The sequence below is a fragment of the Nocardia sp. IFM 10818 genome, from assembly GCF_054655275.1.
In genome coordinates, this window is sequence record NZ_BAAHJH010000001.1 from 8316652 (window position 1) to 8335895 (window position 19244).

At 68.7% G+C, this 19244-nt stretch carries 17 protein-coding genes; 9 read left to right on the forward strand and 8 right to left on the reverse strand.

Features of this window, described 5'->3' with window-relative positions:
* Positions 1 to 329 precede the first annotated feature (329 nt).
* Together ACYQ5L_RS38490 and ACYQ5L_RS38495 are read right to left on the reverse strand one after the other, a co-directional pair.
* Positions 330 to 533 carry a DUF397 domain-containing protein gene (locus tag ACYQ5L_RS38490; RefSeq protein ID WP_459963159.1) on the reverse strand — a complete coding sequence of 68 codons (204 nt, stop codon included), beginning with the start codon at positions 531 to 533 and terminating at the stop codon, positions 330 to 332.
* A complete protein-coding gene (locus ACYQ5L_RS38495; RefSeq protein ID WP_459963160.1) occupies positions 530 to 1417 on the reverse strand; it encodes a helix-turn-helix domain-containing protein in 888 nt (295 codons plus the stop codon). The genes ACYQ5L_RS38490 and ACYQ5L_RS38495 overlap by 4 nt, the downstream gene beginning before the upstream one ends.
* Positions 1418 to 1758: 341 nt before the next feature.
* Here ACYQ5L_RS38495 and ACYQ5L_RS38500 point away from each other — a divergent pair, with 341 nt between their 5' ends.
* The 3 genes from ACYQ5L_RS38500 to ACYQ5L_RS38510 all read left to right on the forward strand — a co-directional run bounded on the left by ACYQ5L_RS38500 (position 1759) and on the right by ACYQ5L_RS38510 (position 3646).
* Complete coding sequence (locus ACYQ5L_RS38500; protein WP_379193769.1) at positions 1759 to 1962, forward strand: hypothetical protein; 204 nt, start codon at positions 1759 to 1761, stop codon at positions 1960 to 1962.
* Between the two features lie 398 nt (positions 1963 to 2360).
* The gene (locus ACYQ5L_RS38505; protein ID WP_459963161.1) at positions 2361 to 2783 is read left to right on the forward strand and encodes a GNAT family N-acetyltransferase; all 423 of its coding nucleotides are present in this window, start codon (positions 2361 to 2363) and stop codon (positions 2781 to 2783) included.
* A gap of 2 nt (positions 2784 to 2785) precedes the next feature.
* The gene (locus ACYQ5L_RS38510; RefSeq protein ID WP_459963162.1) at positions 2786 to 3646 is read left to right on the forward strand and encodes a hypothetical protein; all 861 of its coding nucleotides are present in this window, start codon (positions 2786 to 2788) and stop codon (positions 3644 to 3646) included.
* On the opposite strand, the gene ACYQ5L_RS38515 is transcribed toward ACYQ5L_RS38510, so the two are convergent.
* Genes ACYQ5L_RS38515 through ACYQ5L_RS38530 form a run of 4 tightly spaced genes read right to left on the reverse strand, consistent with a single transcriptional unit; the run spans position 3647 to position 8453 of the window.
* Positions 3647 to 4630: an SCO2521 family protein gene (locus ACYQ5L_RS38515; protein WP_459963163.1), complete on the reverse strand. Its 984-nt coding sequence runs from the start codon at positions 4628 to 4630 to the stop codon at positions 3647 to 3649.
* A gap of 7 nt (positions 4631 to 4637) precedes the next feature.
* Positions 4638 to 5654 carry an SCO2522 family protein gene (locus ACYQ5L_RS38520; RefSeq protein ID WP_459963164.1) on the reverse strand — a complete coding sequence of 339 codons (1017 nt, stop codon included), beginning with the start codon at positions 5652 to 5654 and terminating at the stop codon, positions 4638 to 4640.
* Positions 5654 to 6574 (reverse strand): SCO2523 family variant P-loop protein, encoded by a 921-nt coding sequence (locus ACYQ5L_RS38525; protein ID WP_459963165.1) that lies wholly within the window; start codon positions 6572 to 6574, stop codon positions 5654 to 5656. The genes ACYQ5L_RS38520 and ACYQ5L_RS38525 overlap by 1 nt, the downstream gene beginning before the upstream one ends.
* Position 6575: 1 nt before the next feature.
* Entirely contained in the window at positions 6576 to 8453 is a 1878-nt protein-coding gene (locus ACYQ5L_RS38530; protein ID WP_459963167.1) for an SCO2524 family protein, read from the reverse strand.
* A 115-nt stretch (positions 8454 to 8568) separates the two neighbouring features.
* On the opposite strand from ACYQ5L_RS38530, the gene ACYQ5L_RS38535 reads away from it, so the two are divergent.
* From ACYQ5L_RS38535 to ACYQ5L_RS38545, 3 genes are read left to right on the forward strand one after another with little or no spacing between them, the layout of a single operon-like run.
* Positions 8569 to 9456, forward strand: coding sequence for a carbohydrate ABC transporter permease (locus ACYQ5L_RS38535; RefSeq protein ID WP_459963168.1), 888 nt, complete (start codon positions 8569 to 8571; stop codon positions 9454 to 9456).
* On the forward strand, positions 9446 to 10279 hold the full coding sequence (locus ACYQ5L_RS38540; protein ID WP_459963170.1) for a carbohydrate ABC transporter permease: 834 nt from the start codon (positions 9446 to 9448) through the stop codon (positions 10277 to 10279). Before ACYQ5L_RS38535 ends, ACYQ5L_RS38540 begins: the two co-directional genes overlap by 11 nt.
* Positions 10280 to 10281: 2 nt before the next feature.
* Entirely contained in the window at positions 10282 to 11556 is a 1275-nt protein-coding gene (locus ACYQ5L_RS38545) for an ABC transporter substrate-binding protein (RefSeq protein WP_459963672.1), read from the forward strand.
* Positions 11557 to 11860: 304 nt separating this feature from the next.
* Here the strand turns inward: ACYQ5L_RS38545 and ACYQ5L_RS38550 are convergent, their stop codons facing one another.
* Positions 11861 to 12757, reverse strand: a complete 897-nt coding sequence (locus tag ACYQ5L_RS38550; protein WP_459963673.1) for a DNA-3-methyladenine glycosylase family protein — start codon at positions 12755 to 12757, stop codon at positions 11861 to 11863.
* 168 nt (positions 12758 to 12925) lie between these two features.
* Positions 12926 to 15769, reverse strand: a complete 2844-nt coding sequence (locus ACYQ5L_RS38555; RefSeq protein WP_459963171.1) for an FAD-binding and (Fe-S)-binding domain-containing protein — start codon at positions 15767 to 15769, stop codon at positions 12926 to 12928.
* Between the two features lie 124 nt (positions 15770 to 15893).
* On the opposite strand from ACYQ5L_RS38555, the gene ACYQ5L_RS38560 reads away from it, so the two are divergent.
* The 3 genes from ACYQ5L_RS38560 (at position 15894) to ACYQ5L_RS38570 (ending at position 19190) form a co-directional block, all read left to right on the forward strand.
* A complete protein-coding gene (locus ACYQ5L_RS38560; RefSeq protein WP_459963173.1) occupies positions 15894 to 16145 on the forward strand; it encodes a DivIVA domain-containing protein in 252 nt (83 codons plus the stop codon).
* Between the two features lie 116 nt (positions 16146 to 16261).
* Positions 16262 to 18142, forward strand: a complete 1881-nt coding sequence (locus tag ACYQ5L_RS38565) for an ABC transporter ATP-binding protein (protein WP_459963175.1) — start codon at positions 16262 to 16264, stop codon at positions 18140 to 18142.
* Positions 18143 to 18251: 109 nt separating this feature from the next.
* Positions 18252 to 19190, forward strand: a complete 939-nt coding sequence (locus ACYQ5L_RS38570) for a class I SAM-dependent methyltransferase (RefSeq protein WP_459963176.1) — start codon at positions 18252 to 18254, stop codon at positions 19188 to 19190.
* Positions 19191 to 19244: the final 54 nt, after the last annotated feature.

A 19244-nucleotide genomic window follows, 5' to 3' on the forward strand; every position in this document is an offset into this window, starting at 1 on the left:
TCTCGCACCTGCGGGCCATTTTCTTGTTCACAAGGTGACGCGAAACCTCACAACATCGCAACTACGCCCAGTGCGACGGCGCCGACGAGAACACCTACGGCGAGCGCCGACATCAATGCTCCGGTGAGTATATAAACGCCTACGGCCGATACCGCGAAGAGCAGTCCGACGATCAGTCGTTCCACCCAATCGTCCGGACCAATTTTCCGGTACCGGGGACGGTGATAATTCTTGAGTCCTCGGTCCACGCATAGAGTGATACCCATGCTTAGCCCGGGCAAACATGTTTTCGTTGTGTAACAGCCGCCGATTCGTGATCTTCCCGCGGATCACTCCTCGAAGCGGCCGTTCGCAATGCCCGCGGTGAACGAATCCCAGTCCCGCGCGCCGAAGACCAGTGCCGGGCCCGCAGGATTCTTGCTGTCCCGCACGCCGACCCGCTCCCCGGCCAGGAATGCCACCTCGACGCACTCCTTGCCGGCCCCGCTCCGGCTGCTCTTGAACCACCGGGCCGCCGCCAGATCCTTGCTCATGCCGAATACTCCTTCGCCACCTGCCGCAGCAGGTTTCTGCTGTCCTGGATGTCCAGCGCGCAGCGTTCCAGGCATTCCTGCGCCCGGCGATAACGCCGGACATCGCCCTGTCTTTCGAGATACAGATCGCCGGTGAACCCCTCCACATAGACGACCGCGGGCTCCACCGGTTGCCCCTTGCCGTCGGTTCCGAACTCCAGAATCACGAACGGACCGGTCGAAAGCCCCAGTGGGACACCGGCAGTGAAGGGCAGGATGCGCAGCGCGACATTCGATCGAGTACTCAGCTCGGCCAAGTGCCGGATTTGCGCCGCCATCACCCTTGCATCTCCCACCGCACGGCGCAATACCGATTCGTGCAACACCATGGCGACCGACGCCGGATGCATGCGCCGGGTGATCAGCGCCTGCCGCTGCAACCGCAGCTGAACACGCCGATCCAGTTCCGCCGCACTGTCGTTGGGATAGCCGAGCCGGTTCAGGGCCCTTGCGTACTCGGCGGTCTGCAGCAGCCCGGGCACCAATTCCGATTGGTAGCAGGACAACTGCTGCGCGGATGCCTCCAGTCCGACGTACACGTCGAAGTTCTCCGGAATGAGATCGCCGTAGGAGTGCCACCAGCTCTTGACGGCCGCCTGCTGCGCCAAACCCTTGAGGCCCTCGGTGATTTCGTCGGGGATGCCGTAGATCCGGCACAGCTCCTGGATGTCGATGGTGCGGATGCGATCGGCATTGCCCTTCTCCAGCCGCTGTAGCGTGCTGGCGCCCCATTCCATGAGCTTGGCGGCCTCGGCGATGGTCAGGCCCGCCTGGATGCGCCAGTCCCGTAAATAGCGCCCGAGCTGGCGGCGGGGCAAGGTCGATGACGCGGGGCTATCCGACACAGCACACTCCGTTCTCATCGCGAGCGTGAGCCGCCTGCGCCCCCACAGGTCCCCCTGACCAGGTGCGATAGTGTTGCGGTACAACGGCTCCCGCCCGGCGCACGTCCTCGGATGTCACTCGTAGAACCGGCGGGGGGCTTCGTCCACTATGGAGAATCTTCCTCCCCCAAGTGGATCCGGTGCTGGGAATTCGCGCAATTTTGCGTTCTCCGCACCGATTTTCGCCCGCCGGGCGTCTGCTCATGGTGTGCTGGATATGTGCCCGGAGCGGTAGTCGCTAGGCCCCTTTCCTTTCCTGAAATGCTCCGGGCACTTCAGGAACCACGTAGGAACGAGGAGTCATGCAGCTGACCGCCCTGAACATGCATGTCGCCGGATTGCTGCGCTGCCGCAGGGATCCGGGCGTCATGAGCGCCGACGAAGCCCACTCAGCAATGCAACTGCATCTCGATTGCACCGTCGAAACCTGCAAGGTGCGACGGCGGGCCCGCGCGACGCTGGTGGAGGAAGGGCGGTGCGTGCTCGATGAGCGCGCCCTGCCGTGACTCCCGCGGGCGAACCGCCGCCGACCCGGTATTTCGCCACACCCGCTACGACCGGGCGCTACACCGCCTGCTGTGGTGGGTCATGGATGCCCGGCGCGCGCTCCGCGCGCCGTTGACTTCGCGACCGGGGACGACCGGGGAAGGCCCCCTGCCGCGATAGACGCTGCCGCACCGCATCTCCAGACGCCTCGCACCTCCCCTCCGGGTGCCGGTGGCGTATTTCCGCCGCGTGCCGCAGCGCGGTTCGGCCCGGCCGCTCACAGACGGCGGCGGGCCGAACCGCACCCACCTACTCCCTCCGCCGCCTACTCTGGATCTCATCGCATCCGCGCCGGTGAAGGGGAACACCGTTGTTGGCCTTCGAACAATCGCCAGTTCCATTGTTCCGGGGCGCGCGCGTGTCCGATCTGCCCGCCATCCAGGCCATCGAAACCGCCGAGTTCGATCGGCTCGCCTACCCCTATTTCGTTCTGCGCCAGCTCTTCGAGCTGCACGGATCGGAATGGATCGTCGCCGAGGACGACGGCAGCGTCTGCGGTTACGTCCTCACCGCCATCGCCACCACGGGCCTGGCCTGGTTCATGGGCTTCGCCGTGGCCGGCTCCTGCAAGGGCCGGGGCTACGGCCGGGCCCTGCTGGAATCGGCCCTCGCGCACTGCCGCACGGCTCGCGTGGACCAGGTCTTCGTGACCGTCCGCCCGGGCAACCGGACGGCCTACCACCTCTACAAAGAGGTCGGCTTCGTCTGGGCCGAGCACGAGATCGACTATTTCGGGTCCGATGAGCCCCGAGATGTCCTGGTACGCAAGCTTTACCATTGATCATGCTGGAAAAGGCAGCGCCGTCGTCGCCCTTCGTCGCGGCCATGAGCACGCGCATCGAACGGCATGCCGACGCCTATGCCGCCGAGATCGCCGCCTTCCTCGATCAACCGCACCGGCTGCGGCGGCGGGCCACCGAACAACCGCTGCTGGACACCTTCACCCGCCATGTGGAGGCCGTGGTGGCCACCTACGACCCGCCCGGCATCCGGCGGGTCGGGGACAGCCTGGTGTTCGGGCACCTGTACGCGGTGGCTCTGCGGCAAACCACCACCGGCGCACCGGAAGTCGTGCCGGTGCCGACACTGCTCGCCGCGCTGGTGGCGGCCGAGGTGGAGTTCCGGGGACCGCTGCGCTTGAGCCGCACCCAGCAGCGGCAGCTGGCGGAGAACTATGAACGACTGGGGCGGCGATTGGTCCCGGCCGGGTTGCCCGCCCATGCGGCGCTGGCGTTTCAGCGGGCGAGCGGGCTGTACCGGATCGACGAGGATACCGACGCGGAGGACCGGTGCGGGCTGGCCCTGGCGCGGGCGCGGCGGAAAGCGCAGCCGGTGGCGTGGCGGCGCGTCGGGGGCTGGTTCCCGGATCTGGTGTGCGGGTATGGATATCGGCCGTTCCGCATGCTGTGGTGGATCACCTTGCAGCTGGCGGTGTTCGTGTTCGCGATCTCGTTCGCATCGGACCAGCGGTTCACCACCGATGTGTACGAAGTGCTGGTGAACTATCTGAATCCGCTGGGCCCCGGCGATACAGAGAAGTTCGGGCCCGGCGGGCGCATCATTCTGATCATCGAGTCGTATCTGGCCACGGTGACGACCTCGGTGTTCTTCGCCCTGCTGGTCCGGCGGTGGTTCCGGCTGTGATCACCACTCCGCCGTGCTGATCTTGGAACTGCGCAGGGCCGCCAGTGTCGCCACCGCGAGCCGGTCGCGCAGCTGACCGACCTGCGCGGTCCACTGGCGGGAGAAGCCGGGGTCGGATTCCAGGCGGGTCCACAGTTCGCGCAGGCGCGGCGGGGTGTGGGCGCCCGGCATCCACAGGTGCACCAGCTCCTCGAGCATGGGCGCCAGGAATTGCACGGTATCGCGGTGGGGTCCGGCCTGGGCGGCGTCGTTGAGCAGGGTGTCGAGGGTGGTGAGCAACCAGTCGTGGGCGGCCAGATCCTCGCAGAAGCGTTGCACCCCGGCGAGATCCCGGACCGTCGGCACCATGATGCGGACGGTGCGGGTGGTCTCGTCCTCCAGCCGGAAGGCGAACAGGGTCCGGTTGCGCGGCCCGCCGCCCACCGGCGGCGCCACCCGCGCGGCCCAGCGCAGCCGGGTGGTGGTGGCGCGCACCGGGGGCTGCTGGTCGAGGCGCGGGTCGATGCGCACCCTGGTGAGCAGCCGGTCGCTGATGGAGCCCAGGTCCAACGTGGTGCCGCTGGACGCCTCCAGGAAACCCTCGGTGAGATCGACCGCGGCGGCGGTGTCGTCGCCGAGGCGCGGGATCAGCTCCATAGAGCCGACCTGGGTCAGATAGTGCGACCACGGCCGCCGATTGGAATTCGCGGCCCGCACCACCCGGGTCCCCGCGGAGCTCTGCACGATCCTGCCGCCGACCAGCACCGCGTGCGCGGCCACGGTGCCGATGGCACGCGATTGCGACCGGGAGACCGTCGCCAGCTGACAGTCCACCCCGACCGCCGAACTCGGCGAAATCGCCAGTGCCAGCGGACGTTCCCGCATGAGCACCCGTTGACCGGGCAGCAGCGCCAGCAGTTCGGCGACCTCGCGCGGCGGCAGCGCGTCGGCGGTGGGCAGCAGTCCGGTGCGCACCTCGCCGAGCAGAACCAGCGGATCGGTCATGGCGGGCTCACGCGTCGCCGAGGAAGACGTGATTCAGCCGCTGCGTGACCGCGCGCGGCACCGTCACCGGAACCCGTTCGGCCGCACCGCGTTCCGCCAGCTTGGCGTAGACCTCCTCATCCAGTTGCAGATGGTCGAGGATGACCCGCACCGCGTGCTCGATGCCCAGATAGCTGTGCGGCAGCAGCGATACCGCGCGATAGGCCGCGAACGGCGCCGCCTGCGGGTTCAGCTTCACCACCGCGGGCAGCTTCCACCAGTCCTCCGGCCACGGCTCGGTCCAGGCCAGCGGCGCGGCCACCACCGCGCCCTCGTGCCGGATCATGCCCAGCCGCAGCAACTGCCAGATGGCGGCCAGGAACGGACACGACCAGCGGGTGCGCTCCACCGGTTCGCCGCCGATCTCCTCGGTGTAGCGATCCCACAGCTGCACATCCAGGAAGATCGAATGATTGCGCGCCCCGAACTCCTCCGGCGGCCGGTAGGGCCGCACTTGGGTGGCCTGGCGCGGATCGTATTCCGAGGACCGCCGGCCATTGCACAGCCAGCCGTTCTCGGCCGTGGGCGGGCGCCGGCCGGTGGAGTTCTCCTCCGGTTCGGCCACGATGCGGGCGGCCATCATCTCGGCCAGCCGGATCGGATCGCCGATGGGTTCGCTGTCGATGAAGACCGGCACCTCGGCGCACCCGGCCTCGCGCGCCAGATAGTCGATGCGCACCCCGCATTCCTCAGCGGCACCCAACAGTTTGGTGAGGATCTCGGTCGGATCGGTGTCGTGCTTGAAGTAGTCGTCCACCAGGAAACAGGTGCTCACCCGTGCGCTCGGCCCGAACTCGGCGCGGGCCACCTGGGTATAGGCCGCCACCAGCGGCGCGACCCGCTTCAGCTGCGCCTTGATGCGCTCCTCGCCATTGAGCAGATCGTCCATGTAGAAATGCCCGGCCTCGATGGACAGATGCGACAGCGGCTGGCCCGCAACGCGATGGCGTTCACCGGCCTCGCTGTAGTCGGTCGCGGAACTCACTATTCTCCCAGCCTTTCCCAGATGGCCGGATTGGTGAGCCCGGCGGCGAGCTTCCGGAAAGCGAGGACGGTCTTCTCGTTCGCGATCCGCGCGGACACATCGGCGTCCAGGATCACCTGCTCGCGCCATTGCAGCATGGGTTCGACGGGCGTCTCGCCCAGAACCACGGTGGTGCCCAACTGATATCGGGTGGCGGCCCGGTTGAGGGTGGCGTTCTGCTCCTGCAACCAGGCTGCCTGCGCGGGCCGCAGGCCGGCCGGTTCGTTCAATTCCGGCACCGCCGTCCGCACGTACCGTATCGATTCCAGCAGCAGCTCCGGATCGTGTCTACATGCCGCGCCGGTTTCCAGCAGCCCGTGCGGGCCGTGCACCAGGCCATTGGCGGCCACGATGTGCTGGCGGGTCCAGCGATGGAACACCAGCCAGCGCACCACGGCCGCGGACAGCTGCGGCATGCCGGTGGCGCGCAGCGCCAGCATGAGGGCGATGGAGCGGCCTGCGCTCAGATCGACCAGGGTGACATCGAATTCCTGTTCGCAGGTGACCAGCAGCTCGGTGCAGCGGCGCACGGCGGCCTCGTCGATATTGGCGAATTCGCCGCCGCCGCGATCGCCCGGGAACAGCACCAGGCGACCGGACGGGTGCCGGGAATGCCGCAGTTCGGTGCGATCGGTCTCCGAGCGGACGCTCAGACGCCCGGCGGGCGCGGTATCGCCGAGCAGATACGAGTGCAGGCCGTCGTCATCCGGTGTGCCGCGGTCGATCCGGCTGATCTCGAAGATGGCGCCCACGGTCGGGGAGCCGAAATCGAAGTCCAGGTAGGCGACCTTCAACCCGTCCATGCTGAGTTGATAGGCGATATTGACGCTGGTGACGGAGCGGCCGGTGCCGCCCTTGTCCGACGCCGAGAAGACCAGCACCTCACACGCTCCGGGTGGCGTCGAAGCGGGCGTAGGCGAGCTCGTCCAATTCCAGCAGGGCCTGGGTGGCCAGGCTCAGGGCGGTGCCGGGTCGCTCGTCGATGAGCCGCCGGGCGCGTTCGAGCCGGCGTTCGGCCAGGGCCAGCGCGGCGCGATTGGAGGAGATGTCCTTATCGCTGAGTTCCAGGAGTTCGCGATTGAGCAGGTGCTCGGCCTCGGTGAGCAGTTCCATGGCGCGCAGCACCAGGATGGGCGAGCGCAGCGGCGGATCGCGGAACATGCGGGCCGCGGTCACCAGGCATTCGATCACGCGCTCGGTGAGATACCAGGAGGGCTCGTGGATTTCGTCGCCGCCGAACAGGCGGCTGGGATCGTCCCACAGACCGGTGATGCGGCCCTCGCGGAAGGCGCGGCGGTCCAGATGCTCCATGGTGTCCTGGGCCAGCTCCATCAACCTATCGCGGGTCTCCATGGTGCCGGAGAGCCGGGCGGCCTGCAGTGTCCGCTTCAAAAGCACGGTGGCGTAGTCGGATACGGTCCACACCAGCAGATGCCCGCCATTGACGTCCTCGGAGCCGTGCAGCCGCAAGCGCACGCCCGGGGTGTGCATGGCGCGGGCCGGATCGTTCTCGGTCATGCGGCTGACAATGCGGCCGCGGCGCGCCAGCTCGTCGAGAACCGGTGCGGCCCTGTTCAAATCGTCGTCGCTGGCCTCGCGATTGAGCAGATCCTGCATGAGCACGGCGGTCACGATGAGGGAGAAGTAGTCGGATTCCTCGCCGTCGGAGGTGCGCCACGGAATGTCCTGCAGCGGCCAGCGCCCCGCGCCGAAGCGCGCCACCGCGGACCAGTAGCGCTGCGCCAGATCCCAGCGCAATTGCAGCGCCTCGGCCAGGCGGCGCTGCTCGCCGTCGAGCAGATCGAGTTCGCGGGTGCGAGCGGAGGTGAGGTCGTTGATGCCGTCCAGGGCCACCACCGTGAAATGCAGGTACGGGCGTGCGACGGCATAGCCGGCCTCGGTGGCGATGGGCATGTCGATGAAGTCGATGGGCGCGGCCTCGCGCACCAGGCTCCAGCTCCAGCCGCATTCGAACAGCAGGCCCTCGTCGAAGAGGTCCACGCCCGGCGTCTGGCTGAGGGTGACGTCATTGCGTAGTCGGACGCGCACGCGCTCCAGGCGGCGCGCGACGGATTCGACCACCGTGGAGGTCGGGGCGCCGGTCTGATTCAGCATGGAGAGCATGGCCGCGCCCTCCTTGGACTCCGGCGCGACGGTGTTCACCACGAAACTGCGCACCAGGCCGACCATGGCGGCGGTGAGGCGGGTATTGATGCGCTCGTCGAGGATGGTGATGCGGGCCGCCAGTTCGCGGCCCTCCCGCCGGGTCTGCCCGGCGACGAACAGTTGAAAACCGCGCAGGAACTTCAGCGCGGCCAGGCACAGGGTCAGCGACATGGAATAGGAGTCGACGACATCGAGGGCGCGCTGCTCCGGTGTGGGATCGTGCGCTTCGGCCGAGGCCAGATAGCTGCCGGCGGCGAAGACCGGAACGTCCTTCTTCGCGCCCGCGTCGGTCTCGACCACGGTGGTGTAGCGGTCGATGTACTGCTCCAGCACGTGCACCAGGGTGGCGCCGATACGCGGGCCATTGCCCATGGGCGCGAGCACGGCGCGGATGTCGTCGGCGATATCGTCGGGCTTGTCCAGCTCGAAGCCCTCGATCTCGGTGGCCGGGTACAGCAGGCACAGCAGCTGTTCGGCATCGCTGATGGAATTGGCGCCGTCCCTACCGCCCCACACCCACTCGCCATCGCGGTAGCAGGCGGTCAGCAGCGACCGCCACACACCGAGAATCTGCTGCCGTGGCTGAATTCTCATCGACGCCGTCCCCTGCCGTCTCGTGGGGCCCCGCCTCGCCGGGGCGAAAACTATCATGCGCCAACCGGGTGTGGGCTCGCATGCGAAGTGCGGGTCCACCGGTAGTTTCGCGATCATGAACCGGGTGGTTCCGCGGGACCGGAGAACACTGGCGCAGATCGCCACGAGCTACGCCCTGCTGCTGCCGAGCCTCATCGGAGTCGGCGTCTTCCTGCTGGTGCCGATCGCGGTGGTGCTGTGGTTGAGCCTACACAGCTGGAATCTGTTGGGGCCCATCGAATTCACTGGGCTGGATAACTGGCGTTCGGTACTGACAGACCGGCAATTCGGGCATTCGGTACTGGTGACGCTGGCCTTGACCGCACTGGTGGTTCCGGCGCAGACGGTACTCGGGTTCGCCGTCGCCGCCCTGCTGGCGCGGCGCGGGCGTGGCGGCACGGTGCTGCGGGTGGTGTACGCGCTGCCGTGGATGTGCGCGCCGGTGGCGGTCGGCGTGGTGTGGCAGTGGATCTTCGCGCCCACTGATGGGGCGCTGAATGCGCTGCTGGGGAGGCGGATCGAATGGCTCAGCGATACGGCCCTGGCCTTGCCCGCGGTGGCGGTGGTGATCGTCTGGATGAATGTCGGATATGTGGCCTTGTTCTTTGTTGCCGGGATTCGGGCGATTCCTGGAGAGATTCTCGACGCGGGCGCGCTGGACGGAGCCACCGGATGGCGGCGCATCCGCTGGCTGATTCTGCCGCTGCTGCGGCCGACCATGTTCTTCGTGCTCGCCACCGGCGTCCTGAGCGCCTTCCAGACCTTCGACACCGTGTACGCGCTAACCAAGGGCGGGCCCGATCATCACACGGATGTCGTTGCCATGCGCATGTATTCGGAGGCCTTCCAGGCGGCGCAGCCGGGGCGCGCGGCGGTCATGGCGGTGGTGGTGTTCGCGGTCATGGTGGTGATCACTGTGGCGCAGCATCGATACTTCCAGCATCGGACCAGCGATGAGTACTGAAGTGCGCGCGGCGGTGTCGCGGTCGGGAATCGCCTACGCCGTACTGGTGGCGGGCGCGCTGCTGACGGTCGCGCCACTGGTGCTGAGCGCTTTCGCCGCGATGAAGACCACCGAGCAGTTCACGAGCGAAACCACGCTGACGCCACCACACCCGGTGACGCTCGACAATTTCCGGACGGTGCTGGACCAGGGTCTCGGACGCGCGGTCGTGGTCACGGCGCTCATGACGGTCTGTATCACCGGCGGGCAGTTGATCACCTCCGTGCTCGCCGCGTATGCGTTCGCGCGCACCAGCTTTCCCGGCCGCGATGTGCTGTTCTGGGGATATCTCGCGACCATGATGGTCCCCAGCGTCGTCACGCTCATCCCGCTCTACCTGATGTTCGCGAAGTCCGGCTGGCTGAACACCTTCTGGGCGCTGGTGCTGCCGTTCGTCTTCGGCTCGCCGTACGCCATATTCCTGCTGCGGCAGTACTTCCGGGGCATACCCGGTGAGCTCATCGACGCGGCCCGCATGGACGGGGCCGGCACCCTCGACATCCTCTGGAATGTCGTGGTGCCGATGAGCCGGCCGATTCTGGCCACGCTGACGATCATCACCGTGGTCTCGCAGTGGAACAACTTCATGTGGCCTCTGGTCGCGGCCAGTGGGCCGAAATGGCAGGTGCTGACCGTGGCCACCGCGAATCTGCAGACCCAGTACAACGCGCAGTGGACGCTCGTCATGGCGGCCACCACCCTGGCGATCGCACCGCTGGTGGTGCTGTTCGTGGTGTTCCAGCGGCAGGTGCTGCGATCCATCGCCTGGACGGGACTCAAATGAGGATCAAGGATTCGACGCGGGCCGTGCTCGGCATCGCCCTGGCCGCCGCGCTGCTCATTGCCGCGGCGTTGTGGCTGGGCCACGATACCGACGGCTCGGGGCGCACGGTGGTGCGAATGCGGATCTGGGATCAGGGTTTCGTCACCGCGTACCGGGCCTCGCTGGACGAGTTCGAGCGAGCGAATCCGGATATCGAGGTGCGAATCACGCTGGTGCCGTGGGCTTCTTATGCGCAGAAGCTGCGGCTGGATGTGGCGGGCGGCATCGCGGACGATCTGTTCTGGACCAGCCTGTACGAGGACTACGCCGACAGCGGGCATCTCGTGGACATCGGTCGGGCCCTGGGTCCCGAGGCCGCGCGGGCGTGGGATCGGTTCGCGGTCGAACAGTTCACCAGGAACGGAACACTCTGGGCAGTACCGCAATTCGTCGACGGCGGCAGCGCGGTGTTCTACAACCGGGACCTGCTCGCGGCGGCCGGTATCGATCCCGCCGAGCTGAACGCGGCCCGCTGGAGCCCGGACGAGGCGGCCGATACCTTCCGGCCCTTGCTACACCGCTTGCGGCCGGTCGCACCGTGGCCGTACAACGCCGCCAATGACTTCCAGTCCATTACGCTGCCCTATCTCGGCTCAGCCGGTGGCAGTTTCCAGCGGGACGGGCAGTTTGCATTCTCCAGCCCGCAGGGGCAACAGGCCTTCGGCTACACCGTGCGGCTGGTCGCCGATGGGCTCTCGCCCTCGGCGGCCGACACCAACACCAGCGGCGACTTCGCCAAGAACGCCTTCCTGCAAGGCAGGATGCCGCTGTTCCAATCCGGCAGCTTCAATCTCGCGACCGTTCACGAGAACGCCGGATTCCGGTGGGGATTGGCGATGATTCCCGCGGGCTCGCGCGGCCGGATCAGCGCGAACAACTCGATCGGCGTGGCGGGAAACGCCGCGAGCGAGCATCCGGACGCGGTACGGCGCGTGCTCGCGTGGCTGGGCAGTGCGGCGGGCAACCGCTACCTCGGCCTGGATGGGGCCACCATTCCCGCCGTCACCTCCGAACAGCAGGTCTACCGGGACTATTGGGCTCGCCTGGGCGTGGACGTGTCCCCGTTCTTCGAGGTCCTGCGCGACGGGTGGATCGCCGCCGGCGGCGGGCCCGGATTCCCGGCCGCACTCGAAACCATCGATCCGATCCTCGACGAAATGTTCCTGGGCCGGATCCCCGTGCCACGCGCCCTGGACCGTGCGCAGCAAGCGGCAACCGAGGCAGCCGATCAGCGATGACGACACACCGCGCCGCAGTTGGTCATGCGATCACCGGGAACTGGTGGCGGCATTCGCCGAGAAGGGCCCGCCACCAGTTCCCGGTCGGCGGCGTTTCAGATCACCACAGGCGATCCGCAGCAGGAGGAGCCAACTGCTCGGCAAGACGAAAGTGCTGCTCCATGCTCAACCCATCGAGCGGCACGATGTCGCTCGCGCAGTACCCGGTCAGCCGGATCCTTTGCGACTGCAGCCGCGGGGAGTGGGATGCATTCACCGCTGGAGTCGCAGCAGACGAACTCGGCAGGAACGGGTAGCGGCAGTCTCAGATCCGGCTGTGGTCGGTGTAGGGCGTGCGCGGGCCGAACTTGGGTTTGCGGGCGAAGCCGGCCAGGCCGAGCAGGCGCACGGCGCGATAGCGGTGCGGGCGCAGGGGTTCCAGGTATTCGACCATGGCGTCGTCGTCGATGGGGCGGCCCAGCAGGGTCCAGCCGACGATCGAGGCGAGGTGGAAATCGCCCACCGACAAAGCATCCGAATCGCCGAAGGCGCGCTGGGCGATCTCGGCGGCGGTCCAGACGCCGATGCCGGGCACCGTTTGCAGTCGATGCGCGGCCTCGGCATGACCGAGGTGCGCTGCCTCCTCCAGCTTCGCGGCCATGCGGGACGCCAGCACAATGGTTTTCGAACGCTGGGGGCACACATTGGCGCGGTGGTAGACCCAGGACGGGATATGCCGCCAGGTCTCGGCGTCGGGCATGACCCGCAGGCCCTGCGGGGCCGGGCCCGGCGCGGGAGTGCCGTAGCGCCACACCAGTTTCCGCCAGGAGTCGTGTGCGGTCCTGGTGTGCACCTTCTGTTCCAGCACCGAGGGGACGAGCGCTTCGAACACCAGATTGGTGCGCAGCATCCGCAATCCCGGATTGCGGCGGTGCGCCTCGGCGACCTTCGGATGCTCGGGGGCGAAGTCGGTGACGTCCTCGTCGAGGCACAGCATGACCGGGAGCTGCTCGAGGAACTCCTCCGCGCCCGGGCCCCACGCCTTGGCTTCGATGGAGTTCCGGTCGGCTTGCCGCAGTCGGTAGGTGACCGGGCCGCTCGCCATTCGGGAGGCATGCCAGTGCGCGCCGTCCGGCGTTTCGCGATGGCACGGATCACCGAACCCGCGTCTCAGCGGGGTGATGGTGGCCGCGAGATCGATGGGGCGCTCCGACCGCACCATACGGGTGCGTGCAGTGGCGGTCGGCGCTGAAGTCACCGGGACATGCTAATCCGCCTCCCCGGCACTTCAGCGCCCAGCAAAGTGCCGTTGACGGACACACAGGCGTGCCGGCGATAAGTGCCGAACCAATTCTGGGCGTACCCCGGGAGTTACCCGGACCGCACGAAATCAGTTGTTACGTCCGTCACGCAAAAACTGGGCCAGATGTTGTGCGGACCAGCCGGCGAGTTGACCGGCCTGCGTGCGGCAGGAGAAACCGTCCGCGAGCAGGATGGCGTCCGGGGGTGCGGAGCGCAGGGCGGGCAGCAGGCTGTTCTCGGCCACGGCCACCGATACCTCGTAGTGGCCGCGCTGCATGCCGAAGTTTCCCGCCAGTCCGCAGCATCCGCTGAGCTCGGTCACGGTCGCACCGGTGCGTTCGAGAATGCGGCTGTCGGCCGCGAAGCCGGAGACGGCGTGCTCGTGGCAGTGCGGTTGCACGATGACCGTCGATCCGGTGCGGTCGGGCGGCTGCCAGCCGGGCTGCGCTTCGAGGAATTCGGCGAGGGTGCGCACCGCGGCGGCGACGGCCGCGGCCCGTTCGTCGCCGGGCAGCAGACGCGGCAGGTCCTCGCGCAGGGCCGCGGTGCACGACGGCTCCAGGCCCACCACCACGCCGCCCGCCAGGACATGGTCGGCCAGCGCGGCCACGGTGGCGCGCAAGCGTTTCCGGGCGCCGTCCAGCTGGCCGGTGCTGATCCAGGTGAGTCCGCAGCACACGCGACGGTCCGGGATCCGGACCGAGTGGCCGAGGGATTCGATCAATTCGACGGCTGCCCAGGCGATCTCGGGGTCGAAGGCATCGGTGAAGGTGTCCGCCCACAACATGACGCCCGTGGTCGGCCCGGCCTCTGTCATCCCGGCGTGTATTGGTCCGGGATCCACCCTGCGCCGCTGTGGATTCCGGCCAAAAGCACGCCGGAATGACGAAGGGGCGAGTGCGGGGACAGGTCGGCGCGAGTCGATCCCGGCCGCCCGCAAGCCGATTCGGCGGAGCGGGCCGGCGGCCGTGAGGGCATTGAGCGCACGAGGCATGCGGGAGGCGGCGGAGAGCCATTGCGGGAGGCGGCCGAGGGTGTAGTGGTCGGCGGGGCGCGGGCGGCCCTGATAGCGGCGGTACAGGGTCTCGGATTTGTAGGTGGCCATATCCACGCCGGCCGGGCAGTCGGAATGACATGCCTTGCAGGACAAGCACAGATCGAGAGATTCGGCGACGGCGTCGTCGCGCCAGTCGAGCGCACCGCGCACCACCTCCTGCAGGACGCGGGCGCGGCCGCGGGTGCTGTCCTTCTCATCGGCGGTGGCCAGGTAGGACGGGCACATGAAGCCGCCGGAGGCGCGGGTGTCGGCTCGGCATTTGCCGACGCCCACGCAGCGGTGCACGGCATTGGCGATATCGCCGTCCTCCGGATAGGCGAAACCATCGGACAGGGGCAGCGGAGGCAGGCCCGCCAGTCGCAGGTCCGTGTCGATGGGGCCGGGGTCGACCAGCACGCCCGGATTCAGCACATTATCGGGATCGAACAGCGCCTTGAATCCGGCGAAGGCGCGCAACGCCTCCTCGGAGTACATGTAGCGCAACAGTTCCGAGCGGGCGCGGCCGTCGCCGTGCTCACCGGAGAGCGAGCCGCCGAACTTCACCACCTGCTGCGCGGCATCCTCCAGGAAGGCCCGGAAGCGTTGCGGCGCATCGGCTATCGGCAGATCCAGGCGGACGTGGATGCAGCCGTCGCCGAAATGGCCGTACAGCAGGCCGTCGACGCCGTGCTCGCGGGTCAGCTGCCCGAACTCGCGCAGATAGTCGCCCAGCCGATCGGGCGGGACGGCGGCGTCCTCCCAGCCCGGCCAGGCCGGATGCCCATCGGGCGTGCGGCCCGCCAGGCCCGCCCCGTCGGCGCGAATGCCCCAGAGTGCCTGCGCCTCGGCCTTGTCCACGACCACGCGGGAGTCGACCGCGTGTACCGAGCGGCGCAGCTGTTCGGCGGTGTGGCGGGCCGCCCCGGCGGTCTCGGCCGCGAGCTCGACCAGCAGCCAGCCGCCGCCGCGCGGCAGGTCCGGCACCGCGCCGCGATGGGTGCGCACGACATCCACCAGGCGCGCGTCCATTCCCTCCACCGCGATCGGCCCGACGGCCATGACGGCGGCGATATCGTCGGCGGCCTTGGGCATATCGGGATAGCCCAGCACCACCAGCACGGTGGCGGCGGGTACCGGCACCAGTTCGACCGTCGCCTCCAGCAGCAGACCGCAGGTGCCCTCGGTGCCGACGAAGGCCTTCGCGACCGACGAACCCCGTTCCGGCAGCAGGTGTTCCAGGCCGTAGCCGGAGGCCTGCCGTTCGAAGCGGCCGAGTTCGGTGCGGATCACCGCGAGATTCGCGCGGGTGAACGCGTCCAGCCCGGGTACCGCCGACAGCTCTGCGCCGAGCCGCCGCTCCACCCCGCCGCCATCGAGAATCCGCAGCTCGCGCACGGTGTCGGAGGTGCGCCCCCAGGCCACGGCGCGCGGACCGCAGGCATTGTTGCCGATCATCCCGCCGAGCGTGCACCGATTCTGCGTCGAGGGGTCCGGCCCGAAACGCAGCCCGTGCGGTGCGGCCCGGCGTTGCAGCGCCGCCAGCACGACGCCGGGTTGCACCCGTGCGAGGCGCTGCTCGGCGTCCACGTCCAGAATCGCGGTCATATGCCTGCTGAAGTCCAGCACCAGTCCGGGCCCGATGGCATTGCCCGCCACCGAGGTTCCGCCGCCGCGCGCGGTGACCGCCAGTCCCTCGGCGCGCGCGAAGGCCAGGGTTTCGGCCACATCGGCCGCATCGCGCGGAAATACCACCGCGGTGGGCGGCACCCGATAGTTCGAGGCGTCCGAGGAGTACTCCGCGCGACGGCGCGGCGAGGCGTCGACCTCGCCCGCGATCCTGCCGCGCAATGCCTGCTCCACTCGCGCAGCACCGGCCCGCTCCACCGAATCGGTCACTCGGCCAGCCTATGACGCCGGCATCCGGCCCAATGCATTCCCCGCGATTCGGCTCTCATCGAATGCACCGCACGGCGGCGGCCGGGCGAGGACAATGGATCGATCACCCGTCCGAGGGGGCCAGATGAGTCTCAGCGCCGACGATGTCCGCGGTGTGGCGTTCCGCAAGCCGCCGTTCGGGGTGCGCGGCTATCGCGAGAGCGATGTGGACGCCTTCCTCGACCGGGTCGAGGCCACCCTGCGCGGCGCCGACCATCTCACCGCCGACGATGTGCGCGAGGCCGCTTTCCGCCGGCCGCGCCTCGGGCAGCGCGGCTACGACGAGCGCGAGGTGGACGCGTTCCTGGACGTGGTCGAACGGACCCTCGCCGGATAGCGGTTCGCTCTGGGCGAACTCCGCCGCCCGCCGGAAGCACTTGATCTGAACCATTGTTGAGGTCTTAGTGTCGGTGGCCTGGGGTTCGATGGAACTCCGACGGTGAGGAGTGCGGGATGAGTATGGAATCCGTGGCGTGGAATCAGCTGTACCGGCAGATGAACGCGCCGACCGAGCAGCGGCCGCTGCGGCTGGTGACCGCCCGGCGGATTCTGGCGTTCGCGAAGCCGCACCATCGGCGGCTGGCGGCCTTCCTGGTGTTCAGCATCGCCTCGGCGCTGCTGGCGGTGGCCACCCCGGTGCTGGCCGGCGAGGTGGTCGACGCCATCGTCGGCGGCGGCGCCGCGCGCACGGTGATCATGCTGGCGGTGATCATCGCGGTGGTCGCGGTGCTGGACGCCGGGCTCGGACTCGTCATCCGGTGGCTGTCGTCCCGCATCGGGGAAGGACTGATCTTCGATCTGCGGACCGCCGTCTTCGATCACGTGCAGAAGATGCCGATCGCCTTCTTCACGCGCACCCGGACCGGCGCACTGGTGAGCCGGCTCAACAATGACGTTATCGGGGCGCAGCGGGCCTTCAGCTCCACACTGTCGGGGGTGGTCACCAATGTGGTCACGCTGCTGCTCACCCTGGTCGTGATGCTGCGCCTGTCCTGGCAGATCACCCTGCTGGCGCTGGTGCTGCTCCCGGTGTTCATCCTGCCCGCGCGGCGCATGGGTGAGCGGCTGGCCACCATTCAGCGCGAGGCGAGCGGGCTGAACGCGGCGATGAGCACGCAGATGACCGAGCGCTTCTCCGCCCCGGGCGCCACCCTGGTGAAGCTGTTCGGCCGGCCGCACCAGGAGTCCGCGGAATTCGCGGTGCGGGCCGGGCGGGTGCGCGATATCGGGGTGCGCACCGCCATGCTGCAGACCATGTTCGTCACCGCGCTCACGCTGGTGTCGGCGCTGGCCCTGGCGCTGGTGTACGGGCTCGGCGGCTACCTGGCGCTGCGGGGCCGGCTGGAACCCGGTGCGGTGGTGGCGCTTTCGCTGCTGCTGACCCGGCTGTACTCGCCGCTCACCGCACTGGCCAGCGCCCGGGTGGACATCATGTCGGCCATGGTGAGCTTCGAGCGGGTCTTCGAGGTGCTGGACCTGAAGCCGCTCATCCAGGACGCGCCCGATGCGAAACCCGTTCCGGACGGGCCGGTGTCGGTGGAACTGGATCGGGTGAGCTTCGGCTACCCGTCCGCGGACAAGGTGTCGCTGGCCTCGCTGGAGGATGTGGCGACCCTCGACACCCGCGGCGGTGAGGAAGTGCTGCACGAGGTCTCGCTGCGCGCCGAACCCGGCCAGATGGTGGCGCTGGTCGGCTCCTCCGGGGCCGGGAAATCCACCATCGCCCAACTGGTTTCGCGGCTCTACGATATCGACTCCGGGGCGGTGCGCCTGGGCGGCGCGGATGTGCGGACCCTGACCGGCCGCTCCATCCAGGACACCGTCGGCCTGGTCACCCAGGACGGGCATCTGTTCCACGACACCATTCGCGCCAACCTGCTGCTGGCCCGGCCCGAGGCCACCGAGGCGGAGCTGTGGGATGCCTTGCAGCGGGCCCGGTTGCGCGATCTCATCGCCGCCCTGCCCGATGGGCTGGACACCGTGGTCGGCGAGCGCGGCTACCGGCTCTCCGGCGGCGAACGGCAGCGGCTGACCATTGCCCGGCTGCTGCTCAAGCAGCCACGCGTGGTGATCCTCGACGAGGCCACCGCCTCCCTGGACTCCACCTCCGAGGCGGCCGTGCAGGAGGCGCTGGGCGAAGCCCTCGCCGGACGGACCGCGCTGGTGATCGCGCACCGGCTGTCCACCATCCGCAATGCCGACCAGATCGTGGTGCTCGAGCAGGGGCGCATCGTGGAACGCGGCACCCACACCCAGTTGCTGGCCGCGGGCGGCCGCTACACCGAGCTGTACCGCACCCAGTTCGCCGACGTCAGCGAACCGGCCGCCGCTTAGGCCGCACAGCCGGACCGGCGGGCAACGCGTCGCGCACTCCGCGCGGCGCGTTTGCCGAACCGGCAAAAGAAGTAGTCCGCCGCGGACTCTCGCGGATAGCGTCGAGAGCATGGGCGCACATACTCACGGGCATTCGCATGGGCACGGGCACTCGCACGGACACGGGCACGGGCCTACCCAGGACGGCATCGACTGGGCCGCGAAGATCGCCCACCTGCAACAGGACGACGCGATGGGAGCGACCGCCGCGGCGCGCATCGCGGAACGGCTGATCGGACTGCCGCGCGTGGACGGCGAGCGGCCCACGATCGTGGATATCGGCGCCGGCGCCGGGGGACAGAGCGCGGCCTTCGCGCGCGAGCTCGCCGGGCGCGGCGGCGGACGGCTGATCATTGCCGACGCCGTACCGGAATTGCTCGAGGTGGCCCGCCGGGCGGCGGAGACCACGCTCGGCGACGACGACCGGGTACAGGTCGAAACCCTGCTCGTGGACGCCACCTCCGACGAGGTGGTGCACACCGTGCCCGCGGCCGATGTGGTGTGGGCCTCGCGCATGGTGCATCACCTGCCCGATCAGCAGGACGGGGTGGACCGGCTGGCGAAGCTGGTGCGGCCCGGCGGGTGGCTGGCCCTGGTCGAGGGCGGGCTGCCGACCCGTTGCCTGCCTTGGGATCTCGGGGTCGGCGCGCCGGGCCTGGAGGACCGGCTGCTGGCGCTGCGCGATGAGCGTTTCGGCCGCATGCGCGCCGAGATCCCGGAGGCGGTGCCGATGCCCTACGGCTGGGGCACCGCCCTGGCCAAGGCGGGTCTCGGCGAGGTGACCTCGTTCAGCGTGCTCACCGATCATCCGGCCCCCGCCACCCCCGCGATTCGCGAAACCGTCACGGCCCGGCTGGATTCCATGCGCGAGCACGTGGGCGAGGAACTCGGCGCGGCGGATCGCGCGGCCCTCGAGGCGCTGCTCGATCCGGCGGCCGACACCTATATCGGCAAGCGCGAGGACGTCTACCTGCTCGGCGCGGTCACCGTGCACCTGGGCCGCCGCTGAATCCGCACGCGCCGCCGCGGCGTTCGCGGCCGGAGCGACATCGGGATGTGACCG

Coding starts and splice junctions, on each gene's coding strand:
- ACYQ5L_RS38490 (WP_459963159.1), bottom strand. CDS start 533: ATGAGCAAGGATCTGGCGGCGGCCCGGTGGTTCAAGAGCAGCCGGAGC.
- ACYQ5L_RS38500 (WP_379193769.1), top strand. CDS start 1,759: ATGCAGCTGACCGCCCTGAACATGCATGTCGCCGGATTGCTGCGCTGC.
- ACYQ5L_RS38510 (WP_459963162.1), top strand. CDS start 2,786: ATGCTGGAAAAGGCAGCGCCGTCGTCGCCCTTCGTCGCGGCCATGAGC.
- ACYQ5L_RS38515 (WP_459963163.1), bottom strand. CDS start 4,630: ATGACCGATCCGCTGGTTCTGCTCGGCGAGGTGCGCACCGGACTGCTG.
- ACYQ5L_RS38530 (WP_459963167.1), bottom strand. CDS start 8,453: ATGAGAATTCAGCCACGGCAGCAGATTCTCGGTGTGTGGCGGTCGCTG.
- ACYQ5L_RS38535 (WP_459963168.1), top strand. CDS start 8,569: ATGAACCGGGTGGTTCCGCGGGACCGGAGAACACTGGCGCAGATCGCC.
- ACYQ5L_RS38540 (WP_459963170.1), top strand. CDS start 9,446: ATGAGTACTGAAGTGCGCGCGGCGGTGTCGCGGTCGGGAATCGCCTAC.
- ACYQ5L_RS38550 (WP_459963673.1), bottom strand. CDS start 12,757: ATGGTGCGGTCGGAGCGCCCCATCGATCTCGCGGCCACCATCACCCCG.
- ACYQ5L_RS38560 (WP_459963173.1), top strand. CDS start 15,894: ATGAGTCTCAGCGCCGACGATGTCCGCGGTGTGGCGTTCCGCAAGCCG.
- ACYQ5L_RS38565 (WP_459963175.1), top strand. CDS start 16,262: ATGAGTATGGAATCCGTGGCGTGGAATCAGCTGTACCGGCAGATGAAC.
- ACYQ5L_RS38570 (WP_459963176.1), top strand. CDS start 18,252: ATGGGCGCACATACTCACGGGCATTCGCATGGGCACGGGCACTCGCAC.